This is a genomic window from Microcoleus sp. PH2017_34_RAT_O_A, assembly GCF_020737885.1.
In the GTDB taxonomy this organism is placed as follows: Bacteria; Cyanobacteriota; Cyanobacteriia; order Cyanobacteriales; family Microcoleaceae; genus Microcoleus.
In genome coordinates, this window is the sequence record NZ_JAEQDD010000056.1 from 1 (window position 1) to 24,881 (window position 24,881).

The 24,881-nt window shown below is 45.0% G+C and carries 29 protein-coding genes; 11 read left to right on the forward strand and 18 right to left on the reverse strand.

Annotation, left to right across the window (positions count from 1 at the left end; translation table 11 throughout):
- Positions 1–129: 129 nt before the first annotated feature.
- Positions 130–762: a L,D-transpeptidase gene (locus tag JGK11_RS19250; protein ID WP_293192408.1), complete on the reverse strand. Its 633-nt coding sequence runs from the start codon at positions 760–762 to the stop codon at positions 130–132.
- Positions 763–1,622: 860 nt separating this feature from the next.
- Here JGK11_RS19250 and JGK11_RS19255 point away from each other — a divergent pair.
- On the forward strand, positions 1,623–2,120 hold the full coding sequence (locus tag JGK11_RS19255; protein WP_293185026.1) for an autotransporter: 498 nt from the start codon (positions 1,623–1,625) through the stop codon (positions 2,118–2,120).
- Between the two features lie 106 nt (positions 2,121–2,226).
- Positions 2,227–3,573: a PQQ-dependent sugar dehydrogenase gene (locus JGK11_RS19260; protein ID WP_293192406.1), complete on the forward strand. Its 1,347-nt coding sequence runs from the start codon at positions 2,227–2,229 to the stop codon at positions 3,571–3,573.
- Positions 3,574–3,639: 66 nt separating this feature from the next.
- On the opposite strand, the gene JGK11_RS19265 is transcribed toward JGK11_RS19260, so the two are convergent.
- The 6 genes from JGK11_RS19265 to JGK11_RS19290 form a co-directional block, all read right to left on the reverse strand.
- A complete protein-coding gene (locus JGK11_RS19265) occupies positions 3,640–4,095 on the reverse strand; it encodes a DUF6575 domain-containing protein (protein ID WP_293185023.1) in 456 nt (151 codons plus the stop codon).
- Positions 4,096–4,106: 11 nt separating this feature from the next.
- Positions 4,107–4,538, reverse strand: coding sequence for a hypothetical protein (locus JGK11_RS19270; RefSeq protein ID WP_293185022.1), 432 nt, complete (start codon positions 4,536–4,538; stop codon positions 4,107–4,109).
- Between the two features lie 40 nt (positions 4,539–4,578).
- Positions 4,579–5,145, reverse strand: a complete 567-nt coding sequence (locus tag JGK11_RS19275) for a DUF924 family protein (protein WP_293192404.1) — start codon at positions 5,143–5,145, stop codon at positions 4,579–4,581.
- Positions 5,146–5,427: 282 nt separating this feature from the next.
- Positions 5,428–5,790 carry a peptidoglycan-binding domain-containing protein gene (locus JGK11_RS19280; RefSeq protein WP_293185020.1) on the reverse strand — a complete coding sequence of 121 codons (363 nt, stop codon included), beginning with the start codon at positions 5,788–5,790 and terminating at the stop codon, positions 5,428–5,430.
- 262 nt (positions 5,791–6,052) lie between these two features.
- Positions 6,053–6,691: a ThiF family adenylyltransferase gene (locus JGK11_RS19285; RefSeq protein ID WP_293192402.1), complete on the reverse strand. Its 639-nt coding sequence runs from the start codon at positions 6,689–6,691 to the stop codon at positions 6,053–6,055.
- A 165-nt stretch (positions 6,692–6,856) separates the two neighbouring features.
- Positions 6,857–7,684, reverse strand: coding sequence for a hypothetical protein (locus JGK11_RS19290; RefSeq protein ID WP_293192400.1), 828 nt, complete (start codon positions 7,682–7,684; stop codon positions 6,857–6,859).
- Positions 7,685–7,981: 297 nt separating this feature from the next.
- On the opposite strand from JGK11_RS19290, the gene JGK11_RS19295 reads away from it, so the two are divergent.
- Positions 7,982–8,374, forward strand: a complete 393-nt coding sequence (locus JGK11_RS19295; RefSeq protein WP_293185016.1) for a DUF4189 domain-containing protein — start codon at positions 7,982–7,984, stop codon at positions 8,372–8,374.
- Between the two features lie 186 nt (positions 8,375–8,560).
- Here the strand turns inward: JGK11_RS19295 and JGK11_RS19300 are convergent, their stop codons facing one another.
- Positions 8,561–8,902: a hypothetical protein gene (locus tag JGK11_RS19300; RefSeq protein ID WP_293185015.1), complete on the reverse strand. Its 342-nt coding sequence runs from the start codon at positions 8,900–8,902 to the stop codon at positions 8,561–8,563.
- Positions 8,903–9,230: 328 nt separating this feature from the next.
- Here JGK11_RS19300 and JGK11_RS19305 point away from each other — a divergent pair, with 328 nt between their 5' ends.
- Positions 9,231–9,527 (forward strand): DUF433 domain-containing protein, encoded by a 297-nt coding sequence (locus JGK11_RS19305; RefSeq protein WP_293185013.1) that lies wholly within the window; start codon positions 9,231–9,233, stop codon positions 9,525–9,527.
- A gap of 43 nt (positions 9,528–9,570) precedes the next feature.
- Here JGK11_RS19305 and JGK11_RS19310 read toward each other — a convergent pair whose 3' ends face one another.
- From JGK11_RS19310 to JGK11_RS19345, 8 genes are all read right to left on the reverse strand, one after another.
- Positions 9,571–10,221 (reverse strand): DUF1287 domain-containing protein, encoded by a 651-nt coding sequence (locus tag JGK11_RS19310; RefSeq protein ID WP_293212520.1) that lies wholly within the window; start codon positions 10,219–10,221, stop codon positions 9,571–9,573.
- Between the two features lie 467 nt (positions 10,222–10,688).
- On the reverse strand, positions 10,689–12,140 hold the full coding sequence (locus JGK11_RS19315) for a hypothetical protein (protein WP_293185009.1): 1,452 nt from the start codon (positions 12,138–12,140) through the stop codon (positions 10,689–10,691).
- A 211-nt stretch (positions 12,141–12,351) separates the two neighbouring features.
- On the reverse strand, positions 12,352–12,816 hold the full coding sequence (locus JGK11_RS19320; protein WP_293185007.1) for a hypothetical protein: 465 nt from the start codon (positions 12,814–12,816) through the stop codon (positions 12,352–12,354).
- Positions 12,817–12,898: 82 nt separating this feature from the next.
- Complete coding sequence (locus JGK11_RS19325; RefSeq protein WP_293212522.1) at positions 12,899–13,573, reverse strand: hypothetical protein; 675 nt, start codon at positions 13,571–13,573, stop codon at positions 12,899–12,901.
- A gap of 1,279 nt (positions 13,574–14,852) precedes the next feature.
- A complete protein-coding gene (locus JGK11_RS19330; protein WP_293185005.1) occupies positions 14,853–15,053 on the reverse strand; it encodes a hypothetical protein in 201 nt (66 codons plus the stop codon).
- Between the two features lie 130 nt (positions 15,054–15,183).
- A complete protein-coding gene (locus tag JGK11_RS19335; RefSeq protein ID WP_293212524.1) occupies positions 15,184–15,384 on the reverse strand; it encodes a radical SAM protein in 201 nt (66 codons plus the stop codon).
- 385 nt (positions 15,385–15,769) lie between these two features.
- Positions 15,770–16,732 (reverse strand): GNAT family N-acetyltransferase, encoded by a 963-nt coding sequence (locus JGK11_RS19340; protein ID WP_293185003.1) that lies wholly within the window; start codon positions 16,730–16,732, stop codon positions 15,770–15,772.
- 19 nt (positions 16,733–16,751) lie between these two features.
- Positions 16,752–16,925 carry a hypothetical protein gene (locus JGK11_RS19345; protein WP_293192392.1) on the reverse strand — a complete coding sequence of 58 codons (174 nt, stop codon included), beginning with the start codon at positions 16,923–16,925 and terminating at the stop codon, positions 16,752–16,754.
- A 138-nt stretch (positions 16,926–17,063) separates the two neighbouring features.
- Between JGK11_RS19345 and cpeB the strand changes: the two genes are divergently transcribed.
- The 7 genes from cpeB to JGK11_RS19380 all read left to right on the forward strand — a co-directional run bounded on the left by cpeB (position 17,064) and on the right by JGK11_RS19380 (position 23,438).
- On the forward strand, positions 17,064–17,618 hold the full coding sequence (cpeB, locus tag JGK11_RS19350) for a C-phycoerythrin subunit beta (protein ID WP_293185001.1): 555 nt from the start codon (positions 17,064–17,066) through the stop codon (positions 17,616–17,618).
- 77 nt (positions 17,619–17,695) lie between these two features.
- Positions 17,696–18,190 carry a bleomycin hydrolase gene (locus JGK11_RS19355; RefSeq protein WP_293184999.1) on the forward strand — a complete coding sequence of 165 codons (495 nt, stop codon included), beginning with the start codon at positions 17,696–17,698 and terminating at the stop codon, positions 18,188–18,190.
- Between the two features lie 294 nt (positions 18,191–18,484).
- Entirely contained in the window at positions 18,485–19,771 is a 1,287-nt protein-coding gene (locus JGK11_RS19360) for a HEAT repeat domain-containing protein (protein ID WP_293212526.1), read from the forward strand.
- A gap of 202 nt (positions 19,772–19,973) precedes the next feature.
- Positions 19,974–20,585, forward strand: a complete 612-nt coding sequence (locus JGK11_RS19365) for a HEAT repeat domain-containing protein (RefSeq protein WP_293184997.1) — start codon at positions 19,974–19,976, stop codon at positions 20,583–20,585.
- A 322-nt stretch (positions 20,586–20,907) separates the two neighbouring features.
- Positions 20,908–21,435: a hypothetical protein gene (locus JGK11_RS19370; protein WP_293192386.1), complete on the forward strand. Its 528-nt coding sequence runs from the start codon at positions 20,908–20,910 to the stop codon at positions 21,433–21,435.
- 51 nt (positions 21,436–21,486) lie between these two features.
- Entirely contained in the window at positions 21,487–22,857 is a 1,371-nt protein-coding gene (locus JGK11_RS19375) for an ATP-binding protein (protein ID WP_293184994.1), read from the forward strand.
- Positions 22,857–23,438, forward strand: coding sequence for a hypothetical protein (locus JGK11_RS19380; RefSeq protein WP_293184993.1), 582 nt, complete (start codon positions 22,857–22,859; stop codon positions 23,436–23,438). The genes JGK11_RS19375 and JGK11_RS19380 overlap by 1 nt, the downstream gene beginning before the upstream one ends.
- Positions 23,439–23,507: 69 nt before the next feature.
- Here the strand turns inward: JGK11_RS19380 and JGK11_RS19385 are convergent, their stop codons facing one another.
- Together JGK11_RS19385 and JGK11_RS19390 are read right to left on the reverse strand one after the other, a co-directional pair.
- Entirely contained in the window at positions 23,508–23,984 is a 477-nt protein-coding gene (locus JGK11_RS19385) for a DUF2656 domain-containing protein (protein WP_293184992.1), read from the reverse strand.
- Positions 23,985–23,992: 8 nt separating this feature from the next.
- Positions 23,993–24,877: a HEAT repeat domain-containing protein gene (locus tag JGK11_RS19390; RefSeq protein WP_293212528.1), complete on the reverse strand. Its 885-nt coding sequence runs from the start codon at positions 24,875–24,877 to the stop codon at positions 23,993–23,995.
- Positions 24,878–24,881: the final 4 nt, after the last annotated feature.

Here is a 24,881-nt window from a genome sequence, read left to right on the forward strand (position 1 = left end):
GGCATCTTGCCTGTTGCTAAGAAAGAAAGGGGGCGGGCAAGATGCCCACCCCACAATAAAATTAACTCTTTGTGGAACAGGCATCTTGCCTGTTGCTAAATATTTTCAAATACCACAGTTTCCGAATAATTACTTCTCAACTATCACCGGAGTACCCACTGCGACTTTCTCAAATAAAGCTTGGGCATCTTTATCAAACATTCTGACACAACCGTGAGAAGCCGCTCGCCCGATCGACTCTGGAGTCGGAGTCCCGTGAAAACCGATCACATTCTTACCATCCGTCCAAAACCCGATCCACCTGCTTCCCAGCGGATTGTCCGGCCCTGCGGGTACAAGTTCTCCCGTCCAAGGATGTTCCCAAACAGGATCTTTAATCATTTGCATGACTTTAAAGTTGCCCGTGGGAGTTTCCCAGCCGTCTTTCCCCACAGCCACCGGAAAACTGGCTTGCACCTTATTTTTGCGGTAAACATAGACCCGGCGTTCTCGCAATTTCAGCACTAAACGCACTTCCTCAATCGCATTTTCCGGCGCGTTTGGTTCCTGCGGAAGATACCTAGACGGTTCGCCTAATGGTGGCAGTTCGGGAACTCCGAGATTTGGCAATTTTACATCAGATTTTGGCTGCTGGGCGATCGCACTATTACTTAAATTAGCCACCGGTTCAGCAGTCGCTTGCTGCTGTAAGGCGACAGACAGCGCCGCTGCGCTCAAACTCAGCACAATTAAGTTGTTAAATAAAAATTTGCTGTTCACCATTATTTTGTTCGCTAAACTCTTCACCAGCAGTTCCTACAAAGTTCTTATCTAATTATCCGCAAACTGCACCGGAAAGCCAAAATTTAGAGATGGGTTTTTTACTGTAAATGCCCTGCCCAGTTTTGAGTTTCCATTTCACAAATCATAACTTATTTAACTGCCACAAAATTGGTTTGTAGTGAGGACTTTAGTCCTTGAAATTTGATGCGGACTGAAGTCCTCACTACAAACCAATTTTGTTTGTAGTGAGGACTTTAGTCCTTGAAATTTGATGCGGACTGAAGTCCTCACTACAAACAATATTTTTTATTGCGGGTAATTGACCGGAGATGATATAGCTCAACACAAGACTTACGCGGTAATACCAAATAAACCGGGGTTTTATACGGGGAACGGTGGCGCTCCGCTAGAGATTTTCGCGAACAAATCCGGTTGATGGGTAAATCGTGCAAGTCAATGATTGAATTTTACCTCCGACTCATTTGATTTTTTGATCTGTGGCAGACTGGCGATCGCAAATTGAAACTATGGCGCTGCTGCATCCGGCAAGCATAATCTGTCTGTTGGCAGAGTTTGCCGCCCGTGCCGCAACAGTTAGAGGGGCGCAAAAAAACGGAAACGGTCGATCGAACAAACTCAATATATCACGCCGACACTCTAGAGATCCGAAGCACTGAACTTCTTGTAACTTGGGAACTTATGATGTAAAATTTAGTCTTTCAAAACTTGTTCGATAATCTTTTTTTGAGATTGTCCTAAATTTACTACTCCGGGGATTAAACTGGATTAGGTTTAAAGGTTGGGACTTTCGCGCAGCGAAAGCAAGCCCGACCCTAAATAGCAGTTAATGTGAGGTTTCAATGCGTCTTCAGAAGATCAAATTATTTACAGGTGCAACCCTGTCGGTGCTAATATCGGCGGTTTCAGTGCTTCCTGCGATGGCTAACCCTCCAATTGAAATAGCCCAAACGCAGAGCACCACAACAGCCAACGCTCAAACCATTATTGGTTTTGTCAAAAATATTGTCGGCGACATAGTAACAATTAGCCCAGAAAGCGGGCCGTACAGGACTCTCAGGATTCAAAGATGCATCCTGAGAATTACTTCTCTGGTACCGGGAATGAAAGTCAGAGCCACCGTAGCCGGAGATCAGGTAGAAAGGCTCGTCGTGATCCCCGATTATAAAGTAGTCTCTACCACAGTTGTTCGTCCCCCCGCTCCAGCACCGCGTCCGGCCCCTGAACCGCCACCGCGTCCGGCTCCCGCTCCCCGCCCAGTTCCTCGTCCGGCTCCCGCTCCGGCTCCGCGTCCGATTCCGGCTCCGCGTCCAGCTCCTCCTGTGAGAGGACTTTGGTAGAACTAGATTTCTAACCAGAATTAAGCCACCGCGCGCGCGGTGGCTTCGCTTTTTCAGAGCAGTTAGAATAAAAGAATTGTCCAGCAATTGTTGAGAAATCGCTGCTATGTATTACCTGCGTTTCTTGCTGCTAATTCTGCTGTTACCCCTGGTTGCGTGCGATCGAGCTACCGATGCTACAGCGACTCCTGTACCCGCACCAACTCCGCTGTCGCAAATTCCCTCCGTTGCACCGCTGACAAATGTTCGTACAAATCAAATTGTACCGACCAAACCGCTTTCGCCGCAGCCGATCCGCATTGTTGCAACTGCTTTGCCGCAGCCTTTCGCCACCCAAAGCGCCTCGAAACCTCCTCAAGTAGTACCGATTCCCCCATCGCCAGTGCTGCAAGTCCCTCCTGGCTTTGTCGTCAGCGTTTTTGCTGACAATTTAGACGCTCCCCGATGGCTGGCTTTGACGCCGACAGGAGATGTTTTGGTAACAGAAACCAGGCAGAATCGGATTAGGCTGCTCAGGGATGCCAACGGTGATGGCGTTGCTGAGGTGAACATGACTTTTGCCAGCGCCCAAAACGGCTTAAATATTCCCTTTGGCATGGCTTTTGCCGATCGCTATTTCTTCCTCGGAAACAGCGCCGAAGTCCGCCGATTTCCCTACACAAAAGGGCAAGAACAATTAACAGGTACTGGTCAAAAGATTGCCGATTTACCGGGCGGTGGCTACAACCAACACTGGACGCGAAACGTTGTCGCCTCCCCGGACAACCGCCGGCTTTTTGTATCAGTTGGTTCCCAGTCTAACGCCGACTCCGAACCCTTGCCGAGGGCGTCTGTGCAAGTGATGAATTTGGACGGCACAAACCCGCAAACTTTTGCTTCCGGTTTGCGAAATCCGGTGGGATTGGATTTTCACCCAAAAACCAATCAACTTTACACGACAGTCAACGAACGCGACGGTTTGGGAGATGATTTGGTACCGGATTACTTGACAAGAATTCGTCAAGGCGAGTTTTACGGCTGGCCTTACGCTTATTTTAAGCCAAATTTGCTCGACCCGCGCCACGTCAAAAATGGAAAGAGCGATCGACCAGATTTAGCAGCTAAAACATTGATGCCAGACGTGCTGTTTCAGGCCCATTCGGCAGCTTTGGGACTTCAGTTTTACGACGGGAAAACGTTTCCCAAAAGATTTTTTAACGGCGCGTTTGTGGCGTTTCGGGGTAGTTGGAACCGGAATGCAGGAACGGGTTATAAAATTGTGTTTGTACCTTTTAATGCGGCGACTGGACGCCCTCAAGGTTATTATGAGGATTTTCTGACTGGTTTTCTCACCGATCCGTCGGGCCCGAAAACTTGGGGGCGGCCTGTTGGTTTGCTGGTTTTACCTGATGGGAGTTTATTGTTTACTGAGGAAGCGAATAACCGGATTTATCGCGTGCAGTATCGTGGCTGAGCAAAGGGCGATGGATTAGATACCCGACTTCTTGAAGAAGTCCGGTATCTGGCTGTTTAATCAGCTTCAAACCTTGCTAAGTTGAGATTCACCGGAAACTTTTTGAAAAATTAACAACTTATCTTCTGCCGCTGTTTCGCGATTTAAATCAGACAGTTCGTAATAGGAATCTGTTTCTGGCAAGTAGATTTCCGGTAAATTCTCAGGCAGGATTAAATAAGTGTTTTTCACCTGTAAAGCATTGTCTATATCTAATGAATATAGAAATCCGTCAACAGGATTTACAATTAACTGGTGAAATGAAACTTGTCCCTCTATGTAAAGCTTGAGAGTTGGTTGTGCAACTCTGAAAACCAACCAGCGATTGTACAAATTATCTACATCGCACCAAGAATAAAGATAGCTATCGCCGTATTCATTCTCAAAAAGCGATAGCAGGGGGCCGTCGAAATACTCTAAATTGACTATGCTTCTAAGAGATAAAGGAAATTTACTTAGTTTAAATCCTATTAATTGTTCCACTTTTTTTTACCTTACAATAAACAAGATGTTATTACAAATTTTGCTGCCAAATCAGCATTAGCAAACTCATGTAGGCTCAAGTGACCGTTATCATCTATTTTGGAGACAACTCCATCTGTCTTGTCGATCGCTCCTGCTGCTATGTGAGTCCCCAGAGAATCGCGCAGTTTTTTTCTTTTTTTTGTTAGTTTTAAATAACGGTTTTCGGCATTTTCCCTGGTATCAAATAATGATAGCGCATAACCTTGACACCTGGTAGCTTCAGTTTCTGGTTTTAGGTTGCGCTGCGGAGTTATTATCAGCACCGGTTTAAAGTTATTAATAGCTCGTTCATCATTGGGCTCAAATACAAATCTAAAAGCCAGCATTTCTTGCGGTTCATAGTCCAGTGGCGGGCATTTAGTTGAAAGCTTATCTATATGTTCTTGGTGTTTGAAACACATATTGATAATTTTAGTATCCTAAAGGTTTTGTGTAAGCGCCCTAAAATCCCGAACCTGGTTGTTTGAGAAACTCTGCTTCTGCGGGAGTTGTGTCGCGTCCGAGAATTTGATTGCGGTGGGGAAATCGGCCAAAACGCTCGATGATTTTAAAATGCCGCACTGCAAAATTAATGACTGATTCGCTGTCAGGTTCGCCGCTGAGTTGGCGAAATAATTGCACAGATTTTTGCTGGTGTTCTAAGTTTTCGCTGTGTTCAAAAGGCAGGTAGATAAACCACTTTTGTACAGTCAACAATTCGCGATCGAAGTTATTGTTAACAGCGTGTTGGGCGGCGGCTAAGGCTTTGCTGTCTGTGGCGAAGGCTTGGGGATTTTCGCGAAACATATTGCGCGGAAATTGATCGAGCAGTATGATTAATGCTAGGCAGTTTTCCGGGGAATCTTGCCAGGAGTAGAGTTTACCGGATGCTGCTAGTTCGTATTCTGCTAGAAATAGCGATCGCACTTCCGTATCAAAATCGGCATCTTTCTCAAACCACTTCTTTTGAACTTTACCAAATTCTGGAGAGTTCGATCGACCAAACCAAAAATCTAAAACTTCATTCATTATTAATCTAGTTAGCCATTGATTATTGATGGCAATTTAGGTATCTGTAGTTGCACAAAATCTACTTGATGTGCAACTACAAATTGCAGGGGTTAATGATTACCAAATATGAATCCGCGCCAACACAGGTACTTACTTTCCGACGCTATCGAGGGTGGAGAAAAAAAATTAGATTACAGAGTTTAAGCTTCCAGATTCATCTGTTATCGAGTAAATCTAAAATCTAAAATCTACAATCTAAAATCGACTGACTTAGGAACTTTTGCTGTCCGGTACTTAAATTTACGAACTGGTAAACAGTCTGTCCCAAGTTTTTCCTCCCACAATTCCGTCTACAGGAAGGTTGGCTTCCCGCTGAAATATTTTCACTGCATCTAGGGTTGTTCTACCAAAGATGCCATCAAGTGCGATCGGTTCTGGACACACACCGCGGGCGTTTAACAATTTTTGCAGTTTCCTCACATCTTCGCCTCTCGATCCGTGTTTTAAAATCCTTTTATGGAATCTAACTTCTGGTTCGTGGCAATCATTAGTGTGGCAAACTTTGTCGCCGGCGCCCCCTGAATAAGTGGCTGCATTGGCGCCTGTCAAAACTAATATGCCGAGAACTGCTAGTAAATAATAAAAAGTCTGCGATCCAACCATACTTTCCCTGTTAATTTTCTCAAGCGTTTTCTGCAAGTTTGACCCGCAACAAACGGGTAAAAGCCACCGACTAAAGTCGTGGACGATCTCAAAATTTTAGAATTTTGTTGAAGCTCCCAGATTCAATCCGAGAGTCAATCTAAAATCTAAAATCTAAAATCTAAAATCGACTGACAATTGTTTGAGAGTGAGAAACCGGGTTTCTGGGATGGAGGCGTCCAATCTCGATTGACCGGGTTTCTGGCAACAGTCAACCGACATTCTACAATATAAGTGGCTTTACTGCAAAATCTTTGATCGTGCAAGTTAAATTTTGTTGCTCTTGGGTTGCAGCAAAGGTAACAATTACTTCGCACGCTACAGAAACTGTCAGCATTACCAAGTTTCTCGCCAGCGGGTAATCGCAAACGTCATCATTGGCGGCGGAAGGAACCCGATAGTGTTGGTTCCAAATTATTTCGGAGTAATCGGCGGCTAATCCGACGTGCACGCAGGGAATGGAGGCACTCGCACAGTAATCTTTGACTGCTTGCCGCCCGATGCTGTTATCAAAAGTATCGATCGCCAGGGCGCTGTTGGCAAGCAGTCGATCGACATTGGCGGGTGTCAATTCCTTTGAGTGCGCGTCAACGCTGACTGACAAAGCGCGGTACAGGTTGTTGGCGAGAATTTTGGCTTTGAAGGCGCCGATGTCCGATCGATAATAGGGTTGAGTGGAAAGGTTGCGCTCTTCGATGCGATCGCGATCGACGACTCTTAACTGGCAAAATCCCGATCGCGCCAGACTCTCTACAATATTCGCACCCAAAGCCCCCGCGCCGCACACCGTTACCGGGAAATTTTTAATCAGCGACATCACTGCGGCACTTCGGTAAAGTTGTTCGTGAAAAAATATACTCATGACAGTTGACAGTTGATAGTTGACAGTTGACAGTTAGGAATTGGGAATTGGGAATTGGGAATTGCTCAGCTATTCTGCCTTGAATTTTTTAGGGCAAAAAATCTCAAAGTCTTGTGGGGTGGGCTTCTAGCCCGCCCCAGACGTACAAATTAAATGCTGTAAAGCTTATCGATTTTCGACTACTCCGACTAATGACTGCAAGTCGAAATCTTTGTCCAAGCCACTGAGACAAATACCAGAACTCATAACTGTTAAGTCATTTTTGGCGATCGCCGAACTATGATGTTCTCCACTAGCGCTAGTCCATTCAACCAACCAATAATCAGCGCGATCGCTAAAATCCCGCAACTCGCCGCCCCCCATCTGCAACGCCCGCTGCAAGCGCTGTTCGTCACGCACTTTCGGAGCGAAATCTTTAATATTTCGGCACACCAATTCGTAAACAATTCGCATTTCCGGCGTCATTCCTTTAAAGCGAACTTCTTGAGGCAAAATCAACTTTTTCAAAGCATCTTTCAACTCCTCACACAGCAGCGGATCGGCGCGCCGATCAATCTCTTCAAACCACAAACAATTACCGTCCCACCGCGCCACAATCTGCTCGAACTGGGAGCTTTCACTCACTAAATGTACTGCTACAGGTTTAGCAAAACCCACGCGCTGTTTAGCATCAGACTCGTTAACAGGATAGGCCAGCCAACTTTGCCCTTGTAGCACGCGAGCTAATTGCAAGCGAATCGGTACAAGCAGTTGCAAATACTCGGCGACTTGTGGCAAACTAGGTTCCTCAACTACAGCAGCAATTTTATTATTAATTGCCTCCAAAATAGCCCATCCTTCAAAGTTGCGCTGCTGCAATTGAAAAGTATAAATCATGCCACATATCTTTGTCCGCACCCTTCCCCCTCGAACGCAAGGAGCCAGGAATTGAGTATCGAGCAGTTCCCCTTCTTGGGCCGCGAGTTGGCTGATAATCTTGCGGATATTTGCCATGGAAGTGACCTCCTTCAACAGTTGACAGTTGACAGTTGACAGTTGACAGTTGACAGTTTAAGAGCGACCTTTACCTAGAAGGAAGAGGATTGGAGTAATGAATAGTCTGATTTTAATTTCTCCCTATCGGGGAGAGGCTTTCAACCAATTCTTTCTGGTAATTTTACTTGTTTTTACACGATCTGCATATAAACTAAGAGAATATAAACATTTACTAACAATCTTGACATCAAGGGAATTCCGAATATAATATTGAGCAAGTATTCAAAGTTAACGTTGTAAAAATATCAAGTAAATATGCTGCAAAAACTCTGTTTTAAGTTAGTAGTAGTGACAAGTCTGACACTTCCTATTGTTGGCTCTGCCCAAGTAGCTAAAGCTCAGAACACTCATGGAGCTACTGCTTATTCTCCGACTTCTGACGCCACCGGTATTAGTTGGGATCATGGTACAGAGAAAGAAGCACTAGATGCAGCAGTAGCCGCCTGCAATCAACAAAGTGGTGGGGCTAACGATTGCCAAGCGCTGACCTCTAATACCAATAATTGTGGAGCGATCTCAGTAGGCAAAGGAGGAGCAGGTGCGGGCTGGGGCGATGATAAAGCAGCAGCAGAAGCTCAAGCTCTCGCTGCTTGCAGCGAACTGGAAGGAGGCAACTGTAAAATTCAGCTTTCAGCTTGCAACAAGTAATTGAATGATGAATTTTTGTCGGAGTGGTGTATATTTTCTCTTGTAAAATAGCTGAGAAAATAGCCATATTATGTCCGTTTATTTACGCGAGAAAAATGGTTTCTAGTGAGGACTTTAGTCCGCAGAAAGAAGGACTAAAGTCCTCACTACAAACCAGTAGGGTGCGCCGCAGCGCACCTTACCCAATTAATCTCCTACTTCAGAGGTAACTGCATCCGGCGGCAGCAAACTTTCTAATCTATCTTTAGACCAGTATTCAGTAGGATAGGCGAGTGCAATAATATCAGAAAGTCGAATTAACCACGTAACTTGTCCGTAAGCATCGGTATTTTCCCCGTGTTCGTTAGGGGGAACTATCACCAAAAGTTCTGCAAACTCCCCGAACAAATTAATCGGGATGCCGCCGAAACTACTATTATTTGTTTTAATCCAAACTTTACAGCCTCGATCGAGGGCTTCTTGGAGTCGCTGGGACAGTAAAGTGGATTTTTTGACCTGGGATTTTTTGGCTTTCGACTTTTTTCCCATAGTTTTAAGAAGTTAAAGTAGTTGTACTGTGAGTTGCACGGTGGGTTACACAGTGGGTGGAGATTGGAGTGCGATCGTCTTCTAGGGCTTCGTTAACGCGATTTGCTATTGAAACTGACAAAACGAAAAAGGACGATCGCCCGATCGACACCCTACCAGTCTAGTCTATAAGAAAGTGCCGCACTGCGATCGCCATAACAATTTAATTACAAAATCGGGAAATGAGCTGCGGTATCAAGTTACAGAGTGAGTTAACAGTCTCCGTATTTATACTGTGCCCAAATGCAGTATAATCGGCGAAGTCTTCCCAAATCGTTTAACTAAAACAATGGACTGGCGAAAGCTCATTCATCCCAACCCGAAAACTTCAACAATTCAACCACCAGCGCCAGAAACTCGATTGTCTGTAGAATTCCTGTTGGGGCTGTTTGCGGCGGGATGGACAGAAGAGCAAGTTTTAGAGAAATATCCTACACTCACTTCCCCCAAGCTGCGCGCTGCTTTGGCTGCTGCGGATTCGCAGTTAGTTTCATCCATCGCCAATCCTGAGTTACTGGAAATTATCGAACAAACTAGGGAAGAGTTGAGAATCGAGAAAAAGTTGCCGCTTGAGGAGATTGATTGAGGGAGATATTTGGGAGTAAAGTGCGATCGATTTTCGATGCTACTCAAAAATATCGATAATGCCCGATAATCTTCCAATTGAAGAGGACATCTTCCAATTTAGTTCCTGCACCGATATTGTGAACGATCGCAAATCTTCCCGAAGGCGATCGCACGTTGCTAACTATCCCGATATGAGACTCGCCTCCTCCTAAATCCCATGTTACTACATCCCCCGGTTGATAATTATCTGCATTGCGAGTAACAGGTAACGATTTACCTTTTCGTTCAAAAAATACCATCAAATTAGGAACTCGGCGATGATCGATATTCGGATCTGTGTTGGTCAAATTCCAATCTTTTGGATAGGCTGCAAAGTTCTGCCGCATATCTTCATGTACCTCTTGTTGCAGATCCACTTTTACCTGCCGAAATGCGCGAATTATGACATCGGTGCAAACACCTGTAGTCATCGGTACATCGCCACCAGGGTAGGGAATCGCTACATAAGCAGGATCGTAAGAATTGGTAATTTTAGTTTGGGCGATCGCATTATCGAGCACTTCACGAACTATCGGCGAAGTTACCGGCACTGTTGCGGGATTTAACTGGACAGTTGGAACAGAAATTGGCTTGACGCTTTTTTGCGATTGACAAGCAACACAGAGATAACTAATAATTAGAATAAACCAAAGAGTTTGCAGGCGATCGTACATTATTCAATCTCAATTTCTGCCTAAATTTTATCTAACTCGTTCCCGAAACTCCAACACCGCCTCAAGAGGATCGGGGCGTTGTACATACTCAGCCAGCAATGATAAATCTAAATTGGGCAATAACTCGCTTTGGTGGATTTTTTCATATTCGTCTCCCCGCAGATGATAAACTTCAAAGTGACGATTTTTCCAGAACCAAACTTCTTTGACGAGCCATGCCCGATTATATCATTTATCAGAATTCATGGGTTTAAAACCCCCGCAGGTTGGTGTCATGGGGAGCATCTCAGTTTTGTATTTATAGTGCTGTCCCCGCTCGCGTATTGTACAATACGCGAGCGGGGACGCTCGCACTCAAAGAAAAAATATTTTTTACAAAACTGAGATGCTCCCGGTGTAATGTTTTTAGGGTGGGGTGTAAATCCCCATAGAAAAAACCTCCTACGACCTTTGTCAACTGTCAACTGTCAACTGTCAACTGTCAACTGTTTATCATCCCTGACAGGCAAAGCCACATCCAGAATTTCCATCAACAACTCCAGCCGCGAAGGACGAGACAACATCGGCACCAAGTTCGGCAGCGAGTAATAATCACCCGCAAATGTAAACGTTTCCACCGACACTTGCTTATCCTTCAATTGTTTTTCAACATAATCGCAGTAAGCGCCAACTCGCACAATCACCACATCAGGAATTACGCTCAAAGTGTGGCAGTATTTCTGATAAGCATCTGCAAAATAAGGTGCAGAGTTTTCGCCTTCATCTGTTACCATAATGAATTGCTCAACCACCTGCTTCTTAATCCGCATTGCTTCGATCGCACAACCGCAACTTGTGCCGCCGCCTGCGCGAATGTGCTTGAATGCGCGCTCCCAATCGCTCAATTCGCTGCCGTTTGCTTGCACTGGATAGGGCATCGTGTCAAAGGCGTAGACGAACAGCGCAGCCTCGGAAATGCCCGAAATCATGGCAGCGAGACGCTTGCCAACTTCGATCGCACTTTCCATACTTCCCGACTTGTCAACCAACAAACCCGTGGCTTTAACAATCTTGCCGCGCTTCTTCACCTGTTCGTTAGTCACCGCTTCCAGCTTCGCCGTTGTGGCTGCGTCGAACTTCGCGCCCGCACCGGCAACACTGGCTTTGTATGCAGAAACCCGATCGCACTTGGCGGCTTCATCCAACTTCGAGTCAATCAACAGCTTGACTTCCGGGTGATCCATCGCGCCGCGAGACTGAATTGATTTCAGGTTGTTGATGACTTCCTGCGGCGACATCGAATTAATCAGCGCTGCTAACACCGTTGGCGTGAGCATTTTGATCGCACCAACTGCGATCGTATAGGGAATCTTGTATTCAACAATCAAATTCGCCTGTTCCGCAGGAGTCGCAGCCTTCGCTAACTGCTTCAAAACAAATGCCAGCGAGTCTTCCGGCGGATTGTCCTTAAACAGAATAGCATTAGCTCGATCGCTCGGCTTGACGTGCAGAGTCGCGTATAAGTGCTTCATCGCCTTGCGGTTGCGGATGGCGGCGCGATCGAAAAACTGGGCATTCTTTTCGCGCGATCGCAGATAGCGAGTGACAGCAGTGCGCGCGCTGCGAGGCAGCTTATTCTGGTGCTGCTTCATAAAGTCCACAATCCGCGAAACCTCGTAGGGCGGGAACTCTTGCAACATCATAAACCCGGCGTCTCGGTGCTCTGTCAGCGCCGAAGTCAGCAAGTTTCCGGCAAAAACTTCCTTGTGGTCGCGCACGTCGCCGTGACGTTGATACCACACTGCTAAATGACCGTAAAAAATCGGATCTAATTCGATAATTAACTTGTGAATTTCTGTCACCTTTTCGAGTTGGCGGTGAGGTGTGGTGAGCAGACTGTTAAGCATTTCTAAACGTAAATCGCGCTCTGCTGTATTCATTGGTGCTGCCTCCAGTTGTGGTTTTGGATTGGCGATTTTGGATTTTCAATTATTAGGAATATCCAAAAATCTGCGGGTGGCAGTTGTTGCACGCTTGGCAATGAATATCGTAGTCACCGCGCAAGTTTGAGGAGCTTTGTTTTTTTAACCTTAGAAGGGTTGGTATGTAAGCTCTTCGGATTGGGGCGCGGCAACAACTGCTATTTTAAAACTATTTCAGGGAAAATTCTGGGATTTCGATCGCCCTTAAATCCGGTTCAACCCAAGTATTCCGGGCTTCCCAAGACATCAGGTGCTCGCGGGTGTAGTGGTTCCAGGGTAAAGTGCGATCGGCATATTCTGCAATCAAACCGTTAGCTAAATGTACGATCGAGCGATTCCGGCCTTCATCTGCCAGATACTCGCGCACAGTTTGCGCCCAAAATAGCGTTAGCGTTTCGTGATACCCGCTGTTTGGCGTGCTTTCAATGCCATTGGCAGAGTTGTAACGTTTGATGCCATTGCGAATTGCATCGATCGCCTCTGAGTCCGATTCGCCAAACAGAAAATACCATAAAGCAACGGTTAAATGGGCTTCATGCGTCCATTGGCTGCGCGGGAGGCTGCATTCTTGGAAGGCGTGGAGGAGGGTATCTATCTCGTAGGGCGATCGGTAAATTGCAAGTTTATTGCTCATAGCTAATACCCAATCAATTTCTTAGTCCGCGGAGGCGGACATCGTTTGTGTAGTAGCGGTTTCAACCGCCGACTCATGTCTTTTAACTTTTACTGAGTTGTTCCATGATGAACTTAATTTGCTTCTTGTTGCACTGACGTTTGCTCGCAGTATACTTCCATGTTTTGACACGGGAGTAATATTGATGAATTACCTCCAATTCTTCCCGATCGGCCAGCTCGAAAAGATACCAAATGCCATCTAGCTTTTGATAATGATGGTAATCATCAATCTTGAGAAAATCATCAGGCTTTTTCGGAGGTAATCTTCGTACCTTGTTTGCCAAGCAGAGTATCCGCGTCTCAGGATGAACGTAAAGTTCCTCTCTCCTAGAACCAAGTTGACGCCCATATCGGCGATCGCAAACAATTCCATCAACCAACACAACATCTCTTTCCACATAACCCCAAACATGGGAGAGAATATGTTTTCCAGACAGCGTAGTTATATCAAGAATTTGACACAATTCGTGGTAGATATCATCCCAATCTTGTCCTACTTTGCTCCGCAGCCAGCGAGATAAAGGCCCCAGACAATCAGAAAAATATTTGCTTTTTCTTTTCAGCTTTAGTAGATAAGGGTTAAAGATTCCATCAGTGCAAGCTGCCTCAGTAATTTCTTTCAGATGTCTCCGGTTTCCTGGTACTTTTTTTAAGCTAGCTCTCCAGCCACCGCGAGGCCGTTCAATGACGATTCTATCTAATCGGTGTTCGCTCATAATTCTTGAAAATTGTAAATTAAATTATCCTATTCACGGATTAACTTTTGACAAAGAAACAGATTTGTTTACCTAATCTACGGACTACACCGAAAAAAATGCTTCATTCAGTTGACAGTTGACAGTTGACAGTTGACAGTTGACAGTTGACAGTTGACAAAAGAAAGAAGAGGATTAGAGTTAATGAATAGTCTGATTTTAATTTCTCCCTACAAGTGTTCCGGGTGTAAACCAATTCTTTCTGGCAATAAACCCGGTTTCTAGCCATCCGCGAGCAATTTATGTAAAATTTGACAAAGTTTAAAACACTTCGCGCAAGTCAAAAAAGCTTTAAGCACAGCCGTTCTTACCAGTTTTACCTAGCAGTGGACGCGCAAACCTCATCTAGAACTAGAGACTCGGAATGCTTCCCTAATTCGATCGCTCGAATATCAGTACCTTAGGGCAGTTATATTTACTAAAGTGTGTAAGCTTCATCAGTTAGGGCGCGAAGTGTTTCGTTTGTAACAAGGAATTCAGTTGTTCAAAAATTGGAAGTTCCGCGCAAGTTTAAAAAGCGGTTTAACAGACCGATTGCTCTACCCCTGAGCTACAGCCTCTTAAACGAGACTGACAGGATTTGAACCTGTGACTAATCGGTGGTATCGTGTGTATGCGCTTCCTATGTTAGGGCGCGGAACTGAAGATTCAAGAGCGGATAGTTTCCCTTGTTTTCCATAAGGTTTGTAGTGAGGACTTCAGTCCTTCTTTTCTGCGGACTAAAGTCATCACTACAAACCTTTTTCATGAAGAAAGTTGAATCAAAGTGTTGTGATAGTAAAAGTCACCTCGCGCAAGTCAAGAAAGCCGTTGTTCATACGCAGGAGTTGAACCTGCAACTTTTCTTTAAAGAGAAATGCTCTACCAAGAGCGAGTATGTAAGCTTCCTTTGTGAGGGCGCGAAGTGGAACTTTTAACCGCGTGACAGATATAAAAACTTCAGGTATTAGAGGCGGCGCACGAGTCAGAGAAGCTTTGTTTTTTAGGAATTGAACCTACTATTCGATTTTTAGTCGAACGTTCGCCAGTTTGTAAGCTTCTTTAGTTAGGGTGCGCCCCCGACAACTGATAATTTTTTATTCCGCGCAAGTTTGAAAAGCTTTTGACAACTTCTAGCGTGTTTACCATTTCACCATAAAAGCCGAAGCCTTCAGCGGGACTTGAACCCGCAATCTTTTCAGAGCTAGAACCCTAATGTTTGTAGGCTTCTCGAATTAGGGCGCGGAATAAAAGTTAATTTCTAGCCGTAAACGGCTTCTGGGCGGACAATTAAATCACCGCTGGGACGGCGATCTAGCACGTAAGACTCGAAGCGATCGCTCTTGACATCAAAATGATTGGCTAGACGTTCCTGAATTGTTTTGTCGCTCATTCCTACCGTGATACCCAGTTGGTTTTCTGCCACATCATAGGAACGTCCTTCAAAACGAATGTGAACCATAACTGTTACCTCCTTAAGCGATTTTAGATTTTAGATTTTAGATTTTGGATTAGTAGCTTTTCTGCTGTTTAGTTGTGGCGTTAGTCGGTAAAAATTGCCAGCATTCGCATCTGCGCCCACACGACAATTTTTACATAAACAAACGCCGCTCTAAATGGTAAGCTTGTTTGAGATGGCGGATTTCTTCAGTCTTTTGGGCCGATCGCAGTCGATCGCAACTGTGTTGTTCTGAATCCGCCCCAGATTCGTTGAAATTCGGCTGTTTTGGTACAATATCTGACTCAGATCGAGTCAGTCTGTAACTGAACAGTCTCGTGAAAAGTAACAACATAACAATTAAGTCTCTATTGCAAGACTTTCAAATTGATGTTCCTTGAAATCTCGAACGCTATTTAGTTGTCAAGGTTCAGATTTGGTACGGAAAATGCAGGTTTTTGGCTCTCCTGCGCTTTCCATATGTTTATGCTACACACATACTACAGAAGTGTCAAGGGGGTAGGAAAAGTTTTTTAGATACAGGTATGTAGTTGCGCTTCAGCGCTCTTTCATATATATATTAAGAGCGCTGAAGCGCAACTACGTACCTAGTGCGATCGCGAACTTTGCACCCGGGCCCAGAAACCCGGTTTCTACGAGAAATACTGTTTGGTGACAAGGCATACACAGAGAAACCGGGTTTCTTGAATCCTGCGCGTAAATCCCGATCGCCCAACTGCTCAAACATCTTTAATATAGGAAATGCTATCGCGAATATTGTGGAAGCCCGCAGACTCGTAAAGTCGCAATGCACCGGAAGGATTTGCAGTATCCACGCCGAGAATCGCAGTCTCGACACCGGCAGCTTTCAGTCGCTGCAAACCAGCCAGCAACATCGCTCGTCCCAATCCAAGTTTGCGGAAACCGCGCCGCGTACCAAGAACAGCAATCCAGCCTTCATTTCGTCCAGTACGATCGCACTCCTCGACATTAATTTCGCAATAACAGAAAGCTGCAAAAGTCCCGTCAGCAGCAACTGCAATCAAGTCTAAATCCTTTCTGTAACTGGGTTTTGCTAAATCGTATTTGAATTTCTCGACTGTTAAATCGTGGTGATTCCAGTGATCGATAAACGACTGGTTGAACATTTCTACCCAAGCTTCCGAATCCTGTTCGCCGGGGAATAGACGCAGCGCAAAACCTTCTGGGAATTGGGCTTGGGCGATCGGTTCCGTGAGCGATCGCGCCATGCGACAAAAATAGCGATCGACCCTAAAACCGCAATTTGTGAGCACAGAAATGCGATCGGCATCCTGTGTCCTAACCCCCGATCGCAGCTTCACCTGCGCGCCCCGCAATGATGCTACCTCGCGCATCCGCCTTTCGCCCCAAGCCACTGCCGCCGCTTCCACATCTCCGCAGCGCGCCTCGGGGCGGACTGAAAACGACAGCCAACCATCGATGACTGTCCCAGGTTCAGAAATCCACAACTCGGCAAAACCGATTAATTTGCCGCCTGCATCTTCCCAAAGACAGATATCGCGCGCTAAATCTCGGGACGGTTGGTTAAATTCTTGTTGTAATTCCGAGATGGAAGTGCCTTGATCGAGCCGATCGACTTCTTCGCAAGTATTGATTAAATCGGCGATCGCAGTTAAATCGCTTTCGCCCGCATAGCAGCGCGCCGAGAGATTTGCCATCATAGCTAATCACCATTTTCGGTTATCGATCAATTTTAAAATAGCTTGGGCGATCGATCGAAGTGCGATCGTCTTCCAGGGCTTCCCTAACTGGTGAGTCGATCGGGCGATCGGGCGATCGACATTTCTGTTCAGAATCCGCCGATCGTGGTATGGAGATGTTTGTTAAACGAAAAAATGTGCTTTTCGCGACCAAAGTAACAAATTGTTACTTTGTTTCTCAGGAATGAGACCTCTGTCTCATTCCTTAGATATATTCAAGACCATCAAGTTCGTCACCAAGTTGACCAACTGAGATAAGAAATAATTTTTCGTCTAAGTTAAGGAGAACTCAATGCTTGACGCTTTTTCAAGAGCTGTAGTTTCAGCCGATGCCAGCACCTCCACCGTTGGTGATATTGCTGCCCTTAGAGCTTTCGTTGCCAGCGGCAACCGACGCTTGGATGCTGTAAACGCGATCGCCAGCAACGCTAGCTGCATGGTTTCCGACGCTGTTGCCGGTATGATCTGCGAAAACCAAGGCTTGATCCAAGCCGGTGGTAACTGCTACCCTAACCGTCGCATGGCTGCTTGCTTGCGCGATGCAGAAATCATCTTGCGCTATGTCACCTACGCCTTGTTGGCTGGTGATGCTTCCGTTCTTGACGACCGTTGCTTGAATGGTTTGAAAGAAACCTACGCAGCTTTGGGCGTACCCACCACCTCCACCGTGCGTGCAGTTCAAATCATGAAGGCTCAAGCCGCTGCTCACATCCAAGACAACCCCAGCGAAAAATTTGCTGGTGCTAAGTTGCGGAAAATGGGATCTATCGTAGTTGAAGATCGTTGCGCCAGCCTCGTTGCCGAATCTTCCAGCTACTTCGACCGTATCATTTCTGCACTGAGCTAGTCAATTGCTAATCGCAATCCGCTCAGCAAAATTGAAACTACGCTCACTGTCAAAATCACTTTAGGAGATTTAAGGAAATGAAATCAGTTCTCACCACCGCTATCGCCTCTGCTGATGCAGCAGGTCGCTTTCCTAGCACCTCTGATCTAGAATCAGTTCAAGGTTCTATCCAACGCTCTGCTGCTCGTTTAGAAGCTGCTGAAAAATTGGGCGCCAACCTGGATGCAGTTGCTAAAGAAGCTTATGATGCTTGCATCAAAAAGTATCCTTACTTGAACGAATCCGGTCAAGCTAACTCCACCGATACTTTCAAAGCAAAATGCCACCGCGACATCAAGCACTACCTGCGCTTGGTTCAATACTGCTTGGTAGTTGGCGGCACAGGCCCTCTTGATGAATGGGGTATTGCTGGTCAACGCGAAGTCTATCGCGCTTTGAGCTTGCCTACTGCTCCTTACGTTGAAGCATTAAGCTTTGCTCGTAACCGCGGTTGCACTCCTCGCGATATGTCTGCTCAAGCTTTGACTGAGTACAATGCTCTTCTTGACTACGCCATCAACTCCCTGTCCTAATTAATTAGACAGGTTTGTAATGTCGTGAGTGGGTAATTTTTACCCCGACAAGTCTAGGAAATCTTGGCTCGTTGCTCTACCGATTGCGGTAAAGTAAGGGTAAAGAATTCCTGGGCTTGTTATTTTGTTTGGATAGACATATGCTAATTTCTATCGGACATCGGGCATCGGGCATACTTTCTTCCTTCTTCCTGAACCGGTTCCTAAGCGAAGTCGAAGGGCCTTCTTCCTTCTTCCTTCTTCCTTCTTCCTTCTTCCTTCTTCCTTCTTCCTTCTTCCTTCTACTATAATTTTATGGATAAACGCTTTTTTAGTTTTTTTAATTTAACTGAAGACCAGGCGATCGCCCTTTTAGATACGCCACAAGACCAAATCGGCGAAGAGGATTCCCGCTACATAGCCGCTTCCCATTTGATAAACTTTCCCACAGATCGATCGATCGCAGCACTGATCCGAGCAGTAGAGCAAACCGATCCGGTGCTAGAAAACCGGATTGTGCGCCGCAAGTCGGTGGAAACCTTGGGAAGACTGCAAGCTGTCCAAGCATTGCCGGTGATTCGCACCTGTCTGAGCGATGATGACTGCTACACCGTGGAAAATGCGGTTTGGGCGATCGGCGAAATTGGCACTCAAGACGCCGATATGTTAGAAGAAGTTGCTCAATTGCTCGATAAACCAGGACAAACCTACCGAGTAATCATCCACACCCTGACTAAATTAGATTATCAACCAGCCGAGACCAGAATTCGCAAATTTGTTGACGATCTCGATCCACCGACTGCTAGTGCTGCGATCGCCGCAATTTGCCGCCTAACCAGAGACTTTTCTAAAATGGGACAAGTTGTCGCCATGCTGCAACACAAAAATGTCCTAGGGCGCAGACTATCAATTCAGGATTTGATTGACGCCCACCACTACGAGGCCATTCCCAACATTGCCAAATGTCCCGTATCTTTAGTCTTTCGGCTGAGGGGAATTCGGATGCTAGCAGCAGCCGGAATCGCCGACAAATCCCTTACCTTTGACACCATTCAACCCTATTTAGAACAAACCTTACGGGATCAACCAGGGGATTTAGATTTAGTCCACAGCTATGAAGAATTACCAGAATTACCGTTTCTGATTAACCAATTATACGAAACGGATTTTGGTCGTTGCTATTTAGCAACTAAAACAATTTTAGAACATTATTCAGAGGAGGCACCGGCAGCCCTGTTTGCCACCTTTGCAGAAGAAGGAAACAATGATTATGGAGCGCATTTTCATGTAGTAAAATTGTTTGGTTGGCTCAAACACTCTCCCGCCTACGATTTGTTATTGGAAGCTTTGAATAACCCCCAACCCCAGTTTCAGAAATCCCGTGCGGCGGCTGCGATCGCCCTAGGGGAACTCGGAGAAAAGCGTGCTATTCCAGAATTGAAAACCTGTCTGGAAACTAAAATCTGGGATTTGAAGTATGCTGCATTAATGGCACTAGAAAAACTTGGTGATGTTAGTGGTTATGAAGTTGCTGCGGCTGACCAAGATTGGTTAGTTCAAGCTAAAATAGATGCTCATACTTCTTTAACATCTGAAATATAGTAGGGACACGGCAGTGCCGTGTCCCTACAGCCGGACACGGCAGTGCCGTGTCCCTACCTGAGACGGGAGGCAGAAACCGGGTTTTTTTACCAAAATACTGCATCCCAGCTTTTAATACTGGTAAAAACCCGGTTTCTTAGATATTTATGCGTCCAGGATTGTTAATTCAGCTTAAATTAGAAAACCTAAAACCCCAAAAATTATGACAACAGATGCTTTGTTTGAAAAACTAAAACACCCGAATCCTCATATGCGCGATCGGGCGATGTTTGAAATTGCCGATTCCCGCGATGAAAATACAATTCCTCGACTGGTGGCCATTTTAGACGACGAAGATGTCACCTATCGTCGGGCGGCGGTGAAGGTGTTAGGTGCGATCGGTGAGGATGCCATATCACCGGTGGTTGACGCCATGTTAAACAGTGAGAATGTGACTGTGCGAGGGAGTGCGGCGAAGGTATTGGCGCAAGTTGCGATTAATTATCCAGAGTTGCCTTTCCCAGAAGTGGGCTTGCAGGGATTGAAAAAGGCGATCGATGATGCTAATCCTGTGGTGCATATTGCAGCCGTGATGGCCTTGGGGCAGATGGGTTCCTCTGCGTTCGAGATTTTGGTGGAATCGCTGAATACAACGGATAATGTAGCGGTACAGGTGGCGATTGTGAGTGCATTGGCTTCTGTGGGCGATCGACGTTGTGTAGAAGTTCTCACCACATTTGCGAATGATGAAACCGTGGATTCCTATGTGCGGGAATCAGCGACAAGTTCTTTATCGCGATTGGATTTGGTGATGAATTATAAGCGTGCAGAATAGTTAGGTTTATAGTAGCGTGTTGAACGATATGTAAGCAAAAATTGTAATGGTCAGAAAAACTCACCCAAAGCCAGAAGTTGAGGATGCGTTGAGATACGCTGAAAAAAATGGATGGCGCGTTGATGTTGGTGGTTCTCATGCTTGGGGGAAAATTTATTGTCCCTACAACGATAAAGAGTGTAGAAGCGGGATTTTTTGTATATCCAGTATTTGGAGTACCCCAAAAAACTCAGGGAATCATGGAAAACAAATTCGCCGAGTAGTGGATAATTGCACAAAGCATAACGATGTGAATGAGTCTTCCTCGGAGGAGGAATAAAAAATGAACGAGTATGATTTTACTTTGAAGTTTAATCTGAACAATTCCCCAGCCGATCCTGATGATTTTATTGAGAGACTGTATGCAAGTGGCTGTGACGATGCCTTAATTGGAGTTGGAAATAAAGAATATGTAGCACTAAATTTTATCCGCGAGGGATCGTCGGCTTATGAAGCTATTTCTAGTGCGATTAATGATATCAAAAAAGCTGTTCCAAGTGTTACTCTAATTGAAGCAGCACCAGATTTAGTTGGCTTGACGGATGCAGCTAAAATTCTGGGTTATACTCAACTGCAAATGAGAAATCTCTCGATCGAAAGCAAATCAAGATTTCCGATTCCTGTTTATGAAGGTACACATTCTATTTGGCATTTAGCGGAAATTTTAATTTGGTTGCGCGAAAATCGAATGCACTCAATTGATGATACGCTGTTAGATATCGCTCAAACCAATATGAATATTAACATTGCCACGAGTTGGCAAAAGATCCCTCTTGATACCCAAGAAAGTATCAAGGCGCTGGCTGTTTAGACTGGTTTGTGCGATATTACTGAGGCACATTGCAATCTAAGGAAAACACCAATGAAAATTAAAGTCAAAAATCTTGGTGCCCTAAAACAAGCCGAATTCACCCTTGGCGAGTTGACAATTATTTGTGGCGGCAACAATACCGGAAAGACCTACGCTACCTATGCACTGTTTGGCTTTTTGTTTACTTGGCGGCAGATTTTGGCGATCGAAATCAACGACGATAATATCCAACAACTCCTTGCTGACGGCGTAATTCATCTAGATATACAAAAATATGTCGAACAGGCTGAGCAAATTGTTTCTAAAGCTTGTCAAGTTTATACACAGCAATTGCCTCAGATTTTTGCAGCGCCGGCTAAAAGATTTAAAAAAACAGAGTTTCAGGTAAATCTAGACATCAAAAATATTACCTTGGCAAGCCAATTTCAGTCAACACTAGGATCTGCAAATGTCGAATTATTCTCGATGACCAAAAGAGAAGATAGTAGAGAATTAGTTGTCACCTTGCTAGTTGAAAAAGAAAAGGCAAAAATTCCCAATGAAATAATTAAACAAACCATTGCCGATGCACTGAAACATATTATTTTTGACGAAATTATTCCTCGTCCTTTTATCGCTAGTGCAGAGCGAACTGGTGCAGCTATTTTTCGCAAAGAGTTGAATTTTGCCCGTAATAGATTGCTTGAACAAATGGGTAAAAGCAACAATAATATCAATCCAATGCAGCTTTTATTTAAAGCTTATCAGGACTACGCTTTGCCAATCAAGACAAACGTTGACTTTACGAGGGAACTGGAAACCATTGTTAAAAAAAGCAGTTTTATTGCTGAGGAACATCCTGATATACTGGCAGATTTTGCTGACATAATCGGTGGCCAATACACTGTTACTCGTAATGATGAACTTTATTATGAGCCGAATGGTAAAAGGCTCAAGCTTTCTATGGATGAAAGTTCTAGTGCTGTGCGTTCTCTATTAGACATCGGTTTTTACCTAAAACATGAGGCTCAAATTGGCGATTTACTGATGATAGATGAACCAGAATTGAATCTACATCCTGAAAACCAGCGCCGCGTCGCACGTCTATTTGCTCGCTTGGTAAATCTTGGTATTAAGGTTTTTATCACTACCCACAGCGATTACATTATTAAAGAACTGAATACGTTGATTATGCTTAACCATGACAAACCTCATCTGAAGCGAGTTGCTGAAGAAGAAGGTTATCGGGAAGTAGAACTAATTTCGTCTAACAAAATCAAAGTTTATATTGCGGAAGAGGCAGGGAGTACAAAAACAAATAAATGTCAAACGCTGACACCAGCCGATATTGACCCAGAAATGGGTATTGAAGCCCGCAGTTTTGATACAACTATTGAAACGATGAACAGGATTCAGGAATCGATTGTTTGGGGTCAGGATTAATGTCTGATATTGCTATCCTCAAAGAGATGATTAAGGAAAGTGCTACAGTACCATTGGAAGAACACAAAGGTAAAAAGCAAGTTATACTCAAAGAGCCTCCGCCTGCTGACTATTCTGTCACGATTGATGGAATGCCTGATGATGCTCAAGTTATTGTCATTAAAGCCGATGCTTTCCCAGCACCAAACAAGATTTTTACCAGCTCAAAAGGTCAGTGCAAACGTGCTGATTTTGTGATCGTTGCTGATACTCCCACAGAAAAAATCATCTTTTGCATTGAGATGAAGAAAAATAAAGACCAGAATTCAAAAATTATCCAGCAACTAACGGGCGCAAAATGCTTTGTTGACTATTGTCAGGAAATCGGAAAAGCATTTTGGAATCAACAGAACTTTCTTGATGCTTATGAATATCGTTTTGTCAGTATCGGTCATATTAGCATTTCCAAAGGGAAAACACGCATTAACCGCTTAACTGAGACTCATGACCGTTTAAATGAGACTCATGACCGTCCTGATAGGATGCTGAAAATTAGTAGACCCAATAAACTTCAGTTCAATCATTTGATCTACGGGAGATAGATAGTTTTGTGAACGTCAAAATCAGCGCTTCAGGACTTATCTATGACCTTCCAAACAGCTTTTTACCTTTTACCCCTTCCTCCTTTCAACCTTAAAAACATCCTCAATACTTTTCCCAGATGTTTTTTCCTCCCAGCCCATCGCCATCAAAAAACTCTCAGCAGACGCAGTTTCCACCACATCAACCCCCCATTCTCCCGTTTGCAGCGCCTCAACATCGCTACTCAATGGCGGAGTCTTTTTCAATCCCGCTAAAATCAAAACATCAGGAAAAGAATCATCAACTTTCCCTTGACTCTTTCGCTTATCTACCAAAGCTTCAGCGCACAATTCCCCAACTTGAGGTGGTGCAAAATCATGAGTAGAAAATAAAACTTCTACCATCCAATGAGCATGATTTAATTGACGGCACTTAATCCCAGGATATTGACTTAAACCCTCAGCAAATACCAGAGTCAAATCTTCTCTACTTAAGGTTGGAAAGATACCCTCTTGCATATCAAAATTGTGGGAAAGCAACATCCGCCCTGTTCCAGATTCTGTCATATTTTTAGTTACTTAATTTGAGAAATTGCTAACTTAATTACTCCTTGCACAGCCGCCTCTGATTCCTTGGCTAATGCAGCTTGTAGCGGCTCGATCGCACTTCGATCGCCCACTTTCATCAAAGACAAGGCCGCCGCCCTGCGACTTTCGCCATCGCCATGATGCAGCAACTCAATCAGATTGGGGATTGCAGGCTTATAGGCGAGATTTCCCAAAGCAGCCGCCGCCTCGCAACGCACGTCAACATCAACATCCGTTAGAGACTTCACCAAAATCTCAAATAAGTCGGCTTTGGGCTCTTCCTGGGCGATTTTGGCGATCGCCCCAACCACCGCCCCACGCACCACAGGCGAATCAGACGCGATCGCCCGATACAAATACTCCTTCGCACCCGCCCCAATAAACGCCAACGCCCAAGCCGCATGACCGATCGTACTTTCCGGCAAATCGGTAGATGCTAAAATATCCAACAAAGCCTGCACAGAAGGTTCACCAATCCTCGCCAGCGCCCCAATAGACGAACCCTTAACCACCGTATCCTCATCATTCAACAAAGCATGAATTAAATTAGGAACAGCAGTCGGATCGCCAATCAAAGTCAGAGTTTTACCCGCAGCACGCCGCACAACCGGATTAACATGATTTCCCAAAGCATCCAACAAAAAAGGAGTCGCCGCTTCACCAATTTCCGCCAGAGTTTCCGCACAACGCAGTCGAGTCATCCCCCGCGTATCACCCAAAGATTCAACCAGACTCCTCAAAAGCTCAGCATCATTAACATCAAAAGTATCTAAATCTATTTGTTCAGTAACTTGTTGAAGCAAAGCATCTGTTTCGGCATGAGCTAACACAATTGCAGCATCTTGGGATTGAGCATTAGAATTGACCATCATTGCC

Excerpts from the sequence above, each read along its gene's own strand:
- JGK11_RS19280 (WP_293185020.1), bottom strand. The coding sequence starts at position 5,790 with ATGGTTGGATCGCAGACTTTTTATTATTTACTAGCAGTTCTCGGCATA.
- JGK11_RS19355 (WP_293184999.1), top strand. The coding sequence starts at position 17,696 with ATGAAATCAGTTCTCACCACCGCTATCGCCTCTGCTGATGCAGCAGGT.
- JGK11_RS19310 (WP_293212520.1), bottom strand. The coding sequence starts at position 10,221 with ATGTACGATCGCCTGCAAACTCTTTGGTTTATTCTAATTATTAGTTAT.
- JGK11_RS19375 (WP_293184994.1), top strand. The coding sequence starts at position 21,487 with ATGAAAATTAAAGTCAAAAATCTTGGTGCCCTAAAACAAGCCGAATTC.
- JGK11_RS19300 (WP_293185015.1), bottom strand. The coding sequence starts at position 8,902 with ATGGGAAAAAAGTCGAAAGCCAAAAAATCCCAGGTCAAAAAATCCACT.
- JGK11_RS19285 (WP_293192402.1), bottom strand. The coding sequence starts at position 6,691 with ATGAGTATATTTTTTCACGAACAACTTTACCGAAGTGCCGCAGTGATG.
- JGK11_RS19270 (WP_293185022.1), bottom strand. The coding sequence starts at position 4,538 with ATGTGTTTCAAACACCAAGAACATATAGATAAGCTTTCAACTAAATGC.
- cpeB (WP_293185001.1), top strand. The coding sequence starts at position 17,064 with ATGCTTGACGCTTTTTCAAGAGCTGTAGTTTCAGCCGATGCCAGCACC.
- JGK11_RS19380 (WP_293184993.1), top strand. The coding sequence starts at position 22,857 with ATGTCTGATATTGCTATCCTCAAAGAGATGATTAAGGAAAGTGCTACA.
- JGK11_RS19275 (WP_293192404.1), bottom strand. The coding sequence starts at position 5,145 with ATGAATGAAGTTTTAGATTTTTGGTTTGGTCGATCGAACTCTCCAGAA.
- JGK11_RS19305 (WP_293185013.1), top strand. The coding sequence starts at position 9,231 with ATGGACTGGCGAAAGCTCATTCATCCCAACCCGAAAACTTCAACAATT.
- JGK11_RS19315 (WP_293185009.1), bottom strand. The coding sequence starts at position 12,140 with ATGAATACAGCAGAGCGCGATTTACGTTTAGAAATGCTTAACAGTCTG.
- JGK11_RS19325 (WP_293212522.1), bottom strand. The coding sequence starts at position 13,573 with ATGAGCGAACACCGATTAGATAGAATCGTCATTGAACGGCCTCGCGGT.
- JGK11_RS19250 (WP_293192408.1), bottom strand. The coding sequence starts at position 762 with ATGGTGAACAGCAAATTTTTATTTAACAACTTAATTGTGCTGAGTTTG.
- JGK11_RS19320 (WP_293185007.1), bottom strand. The coding sequence starts at position 12,816 with ATGAGCAATAAACTTGCAATTTACCGATCGCCCTACGAGATAGATACC.
- JGK11_RS19330 (WP_293185005.1), bottom strand. The coding sequence starts at position 15,053 with ATGGTTCACATTCGTTTTGAAGGACGTTCCTATGATGTGGCAGAAAAC.
- JGK11_RS19335 (WP_293212524.1), bottom strand. The coding sequence starts at position 15,384 with ATGTTGTTACTTTTCACGAGACTGTTCAGTTACAGACTGACTCGATCT.
- JGK11_RS19295 (WP_293185016.1), top strand. The coding sequence starts at position 7,982 with ATGCTGCAAAAACTCTGTTTTAAGTTAGTAGTAGTGACAAGTCTGACA.
- JGK11_RS19290 (WP_293192400.1), bottom strand. The coding sequence starts at position 7,684 with ATGGCAAATATCCGCAAGATTATCAGCCAACTCGCGGCCCAAGAAGGG.
- JGK11_RS19360 (WP_293212526.1), top strand. The coding sequence starts at position 18,485 with ATGGATAAACGCTTTTTTAGTTTTTTTAATTTAACTGAAGACCAGGCG.
- JGK11_RS19370 (WP_293192386.1), top strand. The coding sequence starts at position 20,908 with ATGAACGAGTATGATTTTACTTTGAAGTTTAATCTGAACAATTCCCCA.
- JGK11_RS19385 (WP_293184992.1), bottom strand. The coding sequence starts at position 23,984 with ATGACAGAATCTGGAACAGGGCGGATGTTGCTTTCCCACAATTTTGAT.
- JGK11_RS19365 (WP_293184997.1), top strand. The coding sequence starts at position 19,974 with ATGACAACAGATGCTTTGTTTGAAAAACTAAAACACCCGAATCCTCAT.
- JGK11_RS19390 (WP_293212528.1), bottom strand. The coding sequence starts at position 24,877 with ATGATGGTCAATTCTAATGCTCAATCCCAAGATGCTGCAATTGTGTTA.
- JGK11_RS19255 (WP_293185026.1), top strand. The coding sequence starts at position 1,623 with ATGCGTCTTCAGAAGATCAAATTATTTACAGGTGCAACCCTGTCGGTG.
- JGK11_RS19340 (WP_293185003.1), bottom strand. The coding sequence starts at position 16,732 with ATGATGGCAAATCTCTCGGCGCGCTGCTATGCGGGCGAAAGCGATTTA.
- JGK11_RS19260 (WP_293192406.1), top strand. The coding sequence starts at position 2,227 with ATGTATTACCTGCGTTTCTTGCTGCTAATTCTGCTGTTACCCCTGGTT.